This window comes from Sphingobacterium puteale, from assembly GCF_003627955.1.
GTDB classification, from domain to species: domain Bacteria; phylum Bacteroidota; class Bacteroidia; order Sphingobacteriales; family Sphingobacteriaceae; genus Sphingobacterium; species Sphingobacterium puteale.
The window spans coordinates 261,085-272,608 of record NZ_RBWS01000009.1; the positions used below are offsets into that span (position 1 = coordinate 261,085).

Here is an 11,524-nt window from a genome sequence, read left to right on the forward strand (position 1 = left end):
GAAATGAAAATGAAGACAAAAAGATTTTTATACGGTGCGATGGTATCCCTCGGCTTGCTGTCGGCAGCCGCCTGTTCGGACAGACTAGATGTGGACCTAAAAGCCGCCATTAATGCCAATTCGATGTGGCAGGACGAAAGCGATGCCCAGGCCGCCGTAACAGGAGCCTATGTGCGCATGCGCAATACCTTTGCGGCAGCTTATATTTTCTGGGGCGAATACCGTACCGCTTATTGGGGCCCTGGGCTCGAAACCAACGCGGGCTACAGTACAGCTTTCTTAAATCAGCTCAACAGCACGCATGCCCATGCCAACTGGAACAATTTATATACCACCATCAACGATTGCAACCTGATCCTCAAACATGTGCCTGAGATCAGCTTTGCTACGCCCGAAAAGAAGAATGAATACCTGGCACAGGCTTATTTTATCCGCGCATTTTGCTATTACTGGATCGGCCGGGTCTGGGGCGATGCGCCCGTGCTGACCGCCGGTTTTGAGTCTCCCAATCAGGAGGACCTCTATCCCTCACGCCAGCCTGTACAGGCTGTATTTCAGCTGGTCAAACAGGATCTGGACCGGGCGGAGGAACTGATGCCAGCAACGGCAACCAAAGCACAGTATGGTAACCTGGATGCCATCCGGCTGCTCAAAACGGATTATTACCTCTGGATGGCCAAACAGCAGAATGGTGGCACCGCTGCTCTGAACCTGGCGAAACAGTCAGTCGATAAAGTATTGACGGGCAAGCATGCCCTGATGCAGAATTTTGCGGATGTCTTTGCCACGGAATTAAACCCTGAGGTGATCTTTTGCTGGCGCATGACGCAGGATGAATTTACAGGCGGATATCCTTCGGATTTTCTGGTTCCGATCCAATATATTTCACCGGGCCTGGTTGAAAATCCCATTAAAGTCGGCTCGCATCAGCAGTGGATCTTTCTGACGAATAATTACAAAACATTTCTGACGGAAAATGCGGCCGACACGAGGGCAAAAGTCAGTTTTGATACGGCCTTTGACAACGATAAAAAACTGACCTTCCAATGGATCAATAAATATGCAGGCAAATGGGTCAATGGCACTCGGATCTTTGAATCGGATCTGCTTGTCTACCGCTATGCCGATGCCCTGCTGTTCAGCGCCGAAATCGAAAACGCGCTTGGAAATGGGCAGCTCGCTGTACAGCAGCTCAACAAGATCGCAAAACGGGCCTATGGAACGGACAATTTTTATGCAGACGGACTTCCGGCCAATGCGATCAATACCGCCATACTCAGCGAACGGAAAAAGGAATTTGTGGCCGAAGGTAAACTTTGGTGGGACCTAATCCGGCTGGGTGTCGTATTCAACGAAGTGGAGAGCCTGAAAAATCAGCAGTCCAAAAAGAACATCCTTTTGTGGCCTGTACACGATAGTTCGATCAACACCAATCCCAATATCAAACAGACCGAGGGCTACAATTAATGCGCTTGGATTGCTATTCTTTTTTTGTTAATTTGTAGAACATAATAAATGATTTATTTGCTGAATATATGATAAATGACCTCACCCCAATAGCGACGAGTACCCGCGCTGATATAGTTGAGATACGTATAAGAGAATATCTTTCCAACAAGAAATTAAAAACGGGCGACACGCTGCCGACAGAGCTGGAACTCGCCGAGGCACTCGACGTCAGCCGCAACGTGCTGCGTGAAGCCCTGAGCCGCCTGCGCATGCTGGGTCTGATCGAAACCAAAAAGAAGCGCGGTATGGTGCTGTCCGCACCGGATATCCTGGGTTCCTTTGAACGGGTACTGAACCCGCAGCTGATGGACGAAAATACCATGAAGGATATCTTTGAACTGCGCCTAGTCCTTGAACTGGGTATGGCTGACCTGCTTTATCTGCGGAAGACGGACAAAGATATCGCCGAACTGGAACAGATTGTGAAAAAGGATAAAAATGCCGACGCCGAGGAGTTCAGGATCAGCCAGGAAATTGCCTTTCATGGCAAACTGTATGAAATTACGGGCAATAACACGCTCAAACGTTTCCAGACCATGTTGATGCCGATCTTTGGCTTTGTGCTGAGCAACAGCCACCATAGCATCAAATCCGGCGTGTCGCACAGCGATCTGGTACAGATACTTAAAAACGGCGACCGTGACTCTTTTTCAGATGCCATGCGCGAACATCTGCGCCCGCACATCGAATTTCTGAAGGAGCGTTAACCGCTTCTTCTTATTTTTTTAAACCTATATGTAGTACATAAGTACCTAAAATATGCAAATAACCACTAAAATAAAAGATAGCCTGCTCACTCTGTTCCTGCTGCTGACCGCTACGGCGGCAGTTGCGCAGGTCCGGATTGCCGAGCGGCATTATACCTTACCAGTATTAGCGGATCAGCCGATCAATATCCTCAAACGACTGGAATTTACAGCCGACAAGCGACAGCAGGTCGAAGCAGAACTTACCCTAAAGACCGACGCGCTGGCAGCGGCTCAGCTGGATAGCGTAAGCTGTTGGTTTGCCGGTACCGACAGTACCCTGCTGACGCCTGTACCAAATGCTGCACAGCAGCGCGTAACTGCACAGAAATGGAAGGGGAGAAGCGGAAAAATAACAGTTCCACTGACACTGGAAAAAGGTGTCAACTATCTGTGGGTAACCGCCAAAGTGCATCCTTTCAAAAAGCTAGATCAGGCTTTTGAAGTGGCTATAACAAAGGTCTCCTTACTGGGGGTACCTTCTAATTCCCTACTTTCGGGCAAGTTTAGCCGCTACAGACCGGCCATTGCCGTACACCGCCAGGGTGCTGAAGGGGTTCATACCAGCCGTATACCGGGGATAATTACAGCCAAAGACGGCAGTCTGGTCGCAGTATACGATGCCCGCAGGGAGCTGGGCCGGGACCTGCAGGGGGACATAGATATCGGCGTATCACGTAGCTTGGATGGTGGCCGCAGCTGGCAGCCTATGGAAATAGCGATCGATATGGGCACATTCGGCGGCCTGCCACAAAAATTTAACGGCGTCTCCGATCCCAATATCTTGCTCGACGAGCGAACCGGCACAATTTATGTCGCGGGGCTATGGATGCACGGTGTGCTGGATGAAACAGGCACTTGGTATCCCGGAATAAAAGATGGGCGCGAAATCCACAATCATCAATGGAAAAATAAGGGATCACAGCCCGGTTTTGGGATCAAACAGACATCCCAGTTTCTGCTGGTAAAAAGTGAAGACAATGGCCTGACCTGGTCCAAACCGCTCAATCTCACCCATCTGAAACGGGCGGAATGGTGGCTCTGGGCTCCTGCGCCCGGGCATGGCATTAGCCTGCAGGACGGTACACTGCTGATGCCAAGCCAGGGACGTGATGAGACGGGCAAAGCATTTTCCAATATCATCTATAGCAGGGATGGCGGTCAAACCTGGAAGACTTCCAATCCGGCACTGGCGGAATCGACGACGGAATGCATGGCGGTGCAACTGGATAATGGGGACATTATGCTAAATATGCGTTCCAACTACAACGCCACTCACAAGGGGGGTGACAATGGTCGCGCGATCGCGCTGACCAAAGATTTGGGCGAAACCTGGACCGAGCATCCCACTTCGCACAAGGCGCTGATCGAACCCACCTGTATGGCCAGCATCCATAAACATGTTTATCAAACAGGAGGCAACAGAAGTTCCTTATTGGTCTTCTGTAATCCGGATTCCAAATTTGTTCGCGCCAATATCACACTCAAAGTCAGCAAGGACAACGGTGAGTCCTGGCAGCCCAAAGTTCTGCTCGACGAAGGCAAGGGACGGGGCTACTCCTGTATTACTTCGGTAGACGAGCATACCATTGGCGTGCTGTATGAAGGTAGCCAGGCGGATCTGATCTTTCAGCAGGTACCGCTAAAAGAATTATTATAACCTCAACTATTGCTAGAAAAAAATGGAAAAAAAACATAAAATAAAAGGCTTGATCGCCGCGGCATTTGCCAACTATGACCAAGTTGGAAATATCGACCTAGACGGTATTCCGGCCATGACGGAGCACCTTGTCCGACAGGGGCTGCGGGGGATATTTATCTGCGGAACCAACGGGGAGGGACCGAGTCTCTCCACGGCCGAGCGCATGGCAGTTGCCGAACGTTATATCAAGGCTATTGACGGCCGGATTCTTTCTTTTGTCCATGTGGGGCATAGCTCCATTGCCGAAGCCAAACGCCTGGCAGCACATGCCGAAAGCATCGGCGCTGATTATATTTCAGCGGTCTCGGCCTTTTATTTCAAGCCTTCATCCGTGGAAAATCTGGTCGATGCCATGGCCGCCATTGCGGCAGCGGCCCCCAATACACCTTTCTACTACTACCATATTCCTGCTGTCACAGGCCTGCAGATTGATATGCTCCACTTCCTAGCTCTGGCGGAGCAGAAAATCCCGACCTTCCATGGTATCAAATATACGGCGGCGACCTTACATGAATACCAGGCCTGCCTGCAGTACAAGGAGGGCAAGTACGATATTCTGTTTGGCTACGATGAACTGCTGTTGCCGGCACTGGCAGTGGGGGCGACTGGCGCCATTGGCAGTACCTACAATTACGCTGCCCCCCTTTATCTGGAGGTAATCCGCCGCTTTGAAGCCGGTGCACACGAAGCGGCACGAAACCTTCATTTTGAAGCCGTGGAGATGGTGCAGCTGCTGGTAAAATATGGGCCGATCCCAGTGCAGCGGGCTATTATGAAAAAAATCGGATTAGATCTGGGTCAGCCGCGGCTTCCGTTGACGCTGTTGGATGAAGACAATGAGCAGCAACTGATGACCGAATTGGAACAGTCGAAATTCTTGGATCATGTGGCATTGTATCAGTAAACTTGCTTTATTTTATTTTTTATTTATGGGATATCGTGAAGGAATAGCACAGGCTTTGAGCAATCGAATGGTTTGGGATACAGCTGCGCAGGTCGCTGATCCAATGGGTTATGCCGGGGCTTATGTCGGCAAGGCACAAGGACATGCGTACGCTTTGGGCGGAGCCAATTTTCCTTCGGGGATTCCACCTTGGGAAGGCGGGAAGAAGGTGTGGACAGACCGGATCTTTATCCTGAATAGCAACGGATCTCCGCAGGAAGCCGCCTTTCAGCTGCCCCGCCCAATGGGTTACGGAGCCTATGCTTCGTATCAGGACTGTATCTATCTGGCGGGTGGGAGCGATCAGTTGGGGCATCTCCAGGCCACCTACCGCCTTGAGCTTTCGGTGGATAGTGGTAGGTTTACACGCTTGCCAGATCTTCCGGCTCCGATCGCCAACTGTGCCTCGGTCCGAATCAAAAACTATTGGTATGTCCTTGGTGGCATCAATAGCCCTGATGCCCTGACAGCAAGCAATAATTGCTGGCGACTGGATCTGGATCATCCCGAAAATGGCTGGACGGTATTGAGCGCCATCCCCGGTCCGGGACGCATGCTGGCTGTCGTGGGAAATGCCGACGGTGAGCTGCTGATACTTTCGGGTGTAACACTGATCAATGGTAAGCGGAAGTATCTGAAAGACGCCTATCTGCTGACAGCGGATGGAGTGTGGCAGCAGTTGCCGGAGCTTAGCCATGCTGTCGCGGCGGCACCTAGCCCCGCCGCCTTTGACGCAAAGTCAGGGCAGCTCCTGATTTTCGGCGGTGATGACGGCGCATTGGCGGCAGCAAGCCCAGTGGGGCATCCTGGCTTCTCGGACCGGATCCTGGCATACGATATCCAACAGCGCACATGGGCAGATGTTGGTCAGGTTCCTGTGCGCAAAAGCAAGGGGCAAGGAGACAGTCTGGCAACAGAGCTGTTGCCTCCGGTGACGACGGGATTGCTGCAGCAGGCTGATCAGATCTTTATTCCGATGGGCGAGGTGCGACCCGGTGTGCGGACCAACCGTATATTGACGATCCGTTTTAAACCTTAATTTACTGAAGTAGTTCGTAACAATGTAGTAGCGTATCGCGCTTAAAAGAACTTGTATAAACCTAAAATAATGATAAATACGACATCAAAACGCTATGCCTGGCTCATCGTCATCTCCCTGTGGGTGGTCGCCTTTCTAAACTATTTTGACCGCCTGCTGATGACTTCGATGCGGGATCCGATTCTCAGCGAATTTCAATTAAACGATGCCCAGTTCGGCTTGCTGACGGCTGTCTTTTTATGGTGTTATGGCATTGTCAGTCCCTTTGGGGGCTATATGGCTGATCGGTACTCCCGCAGGAAAGTGATTCTTTTCTCGGTATTCGTCTGGTCTGCGGTTACGCTTTGGACAGGCTATGCGCGCTCATTTCCCGAATTATTACTGACACGGGTGTTGATGGGCGTCAGCGAAGCTTGTTATATTCCTGCCGCCCTGGCACTGATTAGTGATTACCATAGTGGCCGTACGCGGTCCCTGGCCACGGGCCTGCATATGTGCGGACTCTATACGGGAATGGCCATGGGTGGTCTGGGGGGATATATCGCCGAATATTGGGGCTGGCGTCAGGGATTTCATGTCTTCGGCCTTTTTGGTGTTGTGTACGCGCTACTACTGGCCTATACTTTGCGCGACCGGACTGTCCCCGCAGTTCCGAACGAACCGCTACCAGAGAAGCGGGAGACCGTGCAGCTCAAAGCCATTTTGCAAAGCTTATTTCGCTTGCCTTCCTTTTATATTATTATGGTCTATTTTGCTGTCCTGGGCATGGCAAACTGGTTGATCAACGGCTGGCTTCCCACATTCCTGAAGGAACAGTTCGACCTCGATCTCGGCCAAGCGGGCATTTCGGCCACGGGATATATGCAAATCGGGTCTTTTGCAGGTGTCATTGTGGGTGGTTTATTGGCGGACCGCTGGCAGCGCCGGAATAAGCGCGCCCGCCTCTATGTGATCGTCCTGGGCTTTGCGCTGGGCGCCCCCTTTTTGTTTTTTATGGCCTGGACCAATGTTTTTACCTGGGCAATTCTCGCGATGCTTGTCTTCGGACTGGCACGCGGATTCAATGATGCCAATCTGATGCCGCTTTTACGGCAGGTGGCCGATAGCCGTTACAGCGCCACGGCCTATGGCTTCCTGAATTTTTTGAGCACCATTGTCGGCGGATTGATGGTTTACGTCGGTGGTGCCCTGAAAGATGCCGACGTGAGCCTAGCGATTACCTATCAGGTCGTGGCAATCGGGCTGCTGCTGGCTGCGCTATCTCTGCTGCTGGTAAAAGTTAAAAACGATACGATACAATAAAATAAGACCTATAACCTTTCACCGCACGAAATGAAAGCAAATAAACTCGGAAAGGGATAGCGTTTACAAACGGCAAACGGCGTCTCATTGACGCATAAACAAAAAAAGATGAAAAAGAACGTAGTATTTATAATTGCCTGTTTCCTGATGCTGAGTCAGGCTTTTGCGCAAAATTTACGGCTACCGGCATTCTTTTCAGATCACATGGTCCTGCAACGGCAGGCTATGGTGAATATCTGGGGCTGGGCCAAAGCCGGACAACAGGTTAAGCTGATTTCATCCTGGTCCAAAGATACCCTGTCAGTGACGACCAGCGGTGATGCGACCTGGCGCATGCAGCTGGAAACCCCGAAAGCAGGTGGTCCGCACAGCATCAAATTGATTATGCAGGAGCAGCAGCTGGAACTCAAGGATATCATGATCGGCGAAGTCTGGCTCTGCTCGGGCCAGTCCAACATGCAATGGTCAGGCGCCAATAAGCTGCAGGAGATCCTCGATATTCTTCCGAATGTCAGCAATCCGAATATCCGCTTGTTACAGGTCAGTAATATCGCTGCCCAAACTCCACAGAACAATATTTTTGACAGCTGGAAAACATGCAGGCCGGAGACCGTCAGGGATTTTTCGGCGATCGGCTATTTCTTTGCTGAAAAACTATCGCGCGAGCTCGGTGTACCCGTTGGTATCATCAATGCCAGCTGGGGCGGCACTGCCGCAGAGTATTGGACACCAAGGGAGAAGATCATAGCAGACGAACAACTGACGCGTTATGCCGCATTACAGAAGCTGGCGCCCCGCAAACCCCATCAGCCCGGCGTACTCTGGAATAGCATGCTGGCACCATTTGCGGGATACACAATAGCCGGTACCCTTTGGTATCAGGGGGAGGATAACACGATAGCCTATGGGGGATATGATCAACTGATCCAGACCATGGTAGGTGCCTGGCGGGAGGCCTGGGGTTACCAGTTCCCATTTTATTTTGTGCAGATTGCCCCTTATGCTTACCCGCAATATAAAAAGCCAAATGCGGCACTGCTCCGTGAGCAGCAGGCAAGGACCGCCCGCAAACTGCCGCGTTCGGGCATGGTGGTCACCACGGATCTTGTCGATGATCTAAAGAATATCCATCCGGCCCAGAAAAAAGCAGTGGCATCGCGGCTGGCGGATCTGGCGCTGGCAGAAATCTATGCACAACCTTTGGTGGATTATAAATCACCGACCTTGCAAGACTATACAATCGAAGGAGACAGGATCATCCTTTCTTTTGCCGACCTGGATGGTAAGCTGCTTGTCCGTGGAAAAGAAATCACTGATCTGTACATCGCGGGCGAGGACCGTAAGTTTTACCCCGCCAGACATCAGCTAAAGGGATCACAGTTACTGGTATTCGCCGATCAGGTAAAGGCGCCGAAGGCAGTGCGTTTTGGTTTTACCAACAGCGCTACACCCAATCTTTTCAATACCAAAGGTTTACCGGTATCGCCGTTCCGTACTGATGACTGGCCGAATTTTGAATAAACACTTCGTCTCATTTCTGTTTTTATTTCAACTGTTGTTGCCTACCTCAGCAATCAATTCAAAAAAACTACGGGATTGACGCCAAGTCATTTCAAACAAAAAAAGGAAGAGAAACGCAAACCTTTAGAACAAGTTTAGTAAATATTACAAATCAAATCCATAATTCCATAGTAACTATCCTCAGTATTGTTGCCAATTTTGTAGTGCAAATAAGCAATAGAAATTATGGCTACAAATAGCAATAGAGACACAGTTTACATTGTTTCAACATTGAGCCCATAAAATAGTTTAGATAGATGAAGAAGGTAATCAATACGTTGTTGGGCGTAACGGTTTGCTTAGCTACTTTATCGGCCTGTAACAATGTAGAAAATAAAAAACATAAAGATATGACAACTCACGAGCACATAGACAAAGAAAGCGTTTACGCTTGCTCGATGCACCCGGAAGTCACTGGAAAACAAGGAGAAAAATGCCCTAAATGTGGGATGGATTTAAAAGCGGTTAATGCTGAAAATGCAGTTGCATATAAGGTGCAATTAACGACTTCGCCACAAAATGTAGAAGCAGGAAAACCAACTCAATTGACACTTGCTGTAAAGCAAAACGAAAAAATAGTACCGCTCGATATTTCACACGAGATGAAATTACATTTAATGGTGGTAAGCGAAGATTTAAACTGGTTTCGACACGTCCATCCGGAAGAGCAGAAAGACGGTGCGTATGCGATGATGGAAACATTCCCGACTGGTGGAAAGTATCTGCTATTTTCTGATTTTAAACCGAGCGGTGGCGAACAGACTTTGAACAAACAGGAAATTGAAGTAGGGGGAAAAATCAGTCCGGTTAATAACGATATTTCTACGAAGTATACCTCAAAAGTTGATGGATTTACCCTAACCCTTCTTAATGGAAGCGACTTCAAAACCAACAAAACACAACACCTGGAAATCTCCATCGAAAAAGACGGAAAGAAATTAATCGAAAAAGATTTGCAACAATATTTAGGCGCATCTGCCCACATCGTAATGATTGGCAAGGTCGGCAAAGAGTTTCTGCATATTCATCCGGTATCAGACAGCCGTTTTCCAGTTTTTGCACAGACAAAAATCGAAAAGGCCGGAGTTTACAGGATGTGGGCGCAGTTTAAAATAGAAGGAAAAGTGCATACAGCAGATTTTACCGTCGATGTAACCGAAGGGAAAAAAGGAGAAAACGAAGAGAAGTCGCACGCACATCATCCCGTATTTACACCTCGCCAACAATAATATCGGAGCCATAAAATTATATGAAAAACTGGATTTTCAAATCAAGAGGGAAATTAGTTTCTGGAATTTTATTACAAACTAGAAATGACACATCAACACAACCACAACAATAAACACGAGGAGCACGAGCACGATCATTCACACGAACGGCACGAGCACAACAATGAACACGACGACCAACACCACTCAAAAGACAATGCATTATCTTTTGCCTTTTGGCTCAATCTGGCATTTTCTATCGTTGAGGTAATTGGCGGTGTTTTAACGAATTCTACAGCCATTATTGCTGATGCTTTCCACGATTTAATGGATGCCGTTGCAATCGGTCTTGCCATACTTTTAGAGAAAGTATCGAATAAAAAACGAAGTGCCAAATTCTCATATGGTTATAAACGATTTTCGCTGTTGTCCGCATTGGGGTTGTCCATTTTTTTGTTGGCAGGTTCGGTAACAATGATTATTGCAGGCTATCATTCCTTCTTTTCAGAAAAAGAAGTTCATAGTGTTGGCATGTTAGTATTGGGAGTTATTGGACTAGCAGTAAATGGTGTTGCCTTCCTTAAAATTAAAAATGGCGCTGGGCTTAGTCATCACGGACATAGTCATGCTGGGCATAATCACAATAGTCAATCCATCATGCTGCATTTATTGGAAGATGTTTTGGGTTGGGCTGCTGTTTTGATTGGGGCGGTGATTATTTACTTTACCGGTTGGAATTGGATTGACGGCGTATTAACTATTGGAATTGCACTATATGTAGGGTTCAATGCTGTTAAAAACCTGATTGCCACAGTGAAAGTAATGTTGCAATCTGTTCCTGAAAATGTGGATGTAACTCAATTAACAGAAGAACTCAACCAGATTGAAGGTGTAACCAATATTCACGATGTACACATTTGGAGTCTGGATGGCAGTTACAATGTAGGTTCTGTACATGCAGTTACAAGGGATTTAGCAGTAAAATCTGTACAGGATATCATGAACAACATTATGCAACTGATGCAAAAATACAACATCCAGCATCCTACCGTTCAAATCGAAATGCACACCAATAATTGCGAATTTAAAACCTGTTTTCTCAGCCTATGCTACCTTAAATTTTGATCTTGGAAACGAATGGACATTGCTTCTCGGGATCCGCTTTGAGAATACAGACATCAGCGACATTTCAGAATTATGGGCACCAAATTTATTGGTATTGACGGAGCTTACCAAAAAACTGGAACTTTCCCATACCTATACGGGAAGCAGGAACACCTTATTGATGGGCAGCATCAGCTGTAGGATTACGGTTGGGTACCAGTCTGACGATGCAAGTGGCAAATCAAGCATGGTTTACAGCATTATAAAAGTGCTTTCCGCAAAATCGTATCATTGCCACTCACATTTAAATCTGGTTTGTGACAATTGAATGTCAGTAGTTAATCTCATCCCTTGGGTTAAAGGGAGTGTAACTCATAATTGTGAGATACAAATTAATTATTGGCAGATAGC

Annotated in this window: 9 protein-coding genes; all 9 read left to right on the forward strand. The window is 48.3% G+C overall.

Going from position 1 to position 11,524, the window contains the following annotated elements; translation table 11 throughout:
• Nucleotides 1–9: 9 nt before the first annotated feature.
• The 9 genes from D7322_RS13765 to D7322_RS13810 all read left to right on the forward strand — a co-directional run bounded on the left by D7322_RS13765 (nucleotide 10) and on the right by D7322_RS13810 (nucleotide 11,134).
• A complete protein-coding gene (locus D7322_RS13765) occupies nucleotides 10–1,467 on the forward strand; it encodes a RagB/SusD family nutrient uptake outer membrane protein (RefSeq protein ID WP_121124792.1) in 1,458 nt (485 codons plus the stop codon).
• A 68-nt stretch (nucleotides 1,468–1,535) separates the two neighbouring features.
• On the forward strand, nucleotides 1,536–2,216 hold the full coding sequence (locus D7322_RS13770; protein WP_121124794.1) for a FadR/GntR family transcriptional regulator: 681 nt from the start codon (nucleotides 1,536–1,538) through the stop codon (nucleotides 2,214–2,216).
• Between the two features lie 52 nt (nucleotides 2,217–2,268).
• Nucleotides 2,269–3,915, forward strand: coding sequence for a sialidase family protein (locus tag D7322_RS13775; protein ID WP_121124795.1), 1,647 nt, complete (start codon nucleotides 2,269–2,271; stop codon nucleotides 3,913–3,915).
• 22 nt (nucleotides 3,916–3,937) lie between these two features.
• Complete coding sequence (locus D7322_RS13780) at nucleotides 3,938–4,861, forward strand: dihydrodipicolinate synthase family protein (protein ID WP_121124797.1); 924 nt, start codon at nucleotides 3,938–3,940, stop codon at nucleotides 4,859–4,861.
• A gap of 25 nt (nucleotides 4,862–4,886) precedes the next feature.
• Complete coding sequence (locus D7322_RS13785) at nucleotides 4,887–5,939, forward strand: kelch repeat-containing protein (RefSeq protein WP_183078704.1); 1,053 nt, start codon at nucleotides 4,887–4,889, stop codon at nucleotides 5,937–5,939.
• Nucleotides 5,940–6,008: 69 nt separating this feature from the next.
• The gene (locus D7322_RS13790; RefSeq protein ID WP_121124800.1) at nucleotides 6,009–7,241 is read left to right on the forward strand and encodes an MFS transporter; all 1,233 of its coding nucleotides are present in this window, start codon (nucleotides 6,009–6,011) and stop codon (nucleotides 7,239–7,241) included.
• A gap of 108 nt (nucleotides 7,242–7,349) precedes the next feature.
• Nucleotides 7,350–8,762: a sialate O-acetylesterase gene (locus D7322_RS13795; protein WP_245971343.1), complete on the forward strand. Its 1,413-nt coding sequence runs from the start codon at nucleotides 7,350–7,352 to the stop codon at nucleotides 8,760–8,762.
• A 296-nt stretch (nucleotides 8,763–9,058) separates the two neighbouring features.
• Nucleotides 9,059–10,030 (forward strand): heavy metal-binding domain-containing protein, encoded by a 972-nt coding sequence (locus D7322_RS13805; RefSeq protein ID WP_220700075.1) that lies wholly within the window; start codon nucleotides 9,059–9,061, stop codon nucleotides 10,028–10,030.
• An 84-nt stretch (nucleotides 10,031–10,114) separates the two neighbouring features.
• On the forward strand, nucleotides 10,115–11,134 hold the full coding sequence (locus D7322_RS13810; RefSeq protein ID WP_121124802.1) for a cation diffusion facilitator family transporter: 1,020 nt from the start codon (nucleotides 10,115–10,117) through the stop codon (nucleotides 11,132–11,134).
• Nucleotides 11,135–11,524: the final 390 nt, after the last annotated feature.

What these genes read in the sequence shown, in the direction of transcription:
- D7322_RS13765 (WP_121124792.1), top strand. Translation starts at nt 10, where the DNA reads ATGAAGACAAAAAGATTTTTATACGGTGCGATGGTATCCCTCGGCTTG.
- D7322_RS13770 (WP_121124794.1), top strand. Translation starts at nt 1,536, where the DNA reads ATGATAAATGACCTCACCCCAATAGCGACGAGTACCCGCGCTGATATA.
- D7322_RS13775 (WP_121124795.1), top strand. Translation starts at nt 2,269, where the DNA reads ATGCAAATAACCACTAAAATAAAAGATAGCCTGCTCACTCTGTTCCTG.
- D7322_RS13780 (WP_121124797.1), top strand. Translation starts at nt 3,938, where the DNA reads ATGGAAAAAAAACATAAAATAAAAGGCTTGATCGCCGCGGCATTTGCC.
- D7322_RS13785 (WP_183078704.1), top strand. Translation starts at nt 4,887, where the DNA reads ATGGGATATCGTGAAGGAATAGCACAGGCTTTGAGCAATCGAATGGTT.
- D7322_RS13790 (WP_121124800.1), top strand. Translation starts at nt 6,009, where the DNA reads ATGATAAATACGACATCAAAACGCTATGCCTGGCTCATCGTCATCTCC.
- D7322_RS13795 (WP_245971343.1), top strand. Translation starts at nt 7,350, where the DNA reads ATGAAAAAGAACGTAGTATTTATAATTGCCTGTTTCCTGATGCTGAGT.
- D7322_RS13805 (WP_220700075.1), top strand. Translation starts at nt 9,059, where the DNA reads ATGAAGAAGGTAATCAATACGTTGTTGGGCGTAACGGTTTGCTTAGCT.
- D7322_RS13810 (WP_121124802.1), top strand. Translation starts at nt 10,115, where the DNA reads ATGACACATCAACACAACCACAACAATAAACACGAGGAGCACGAGCAC.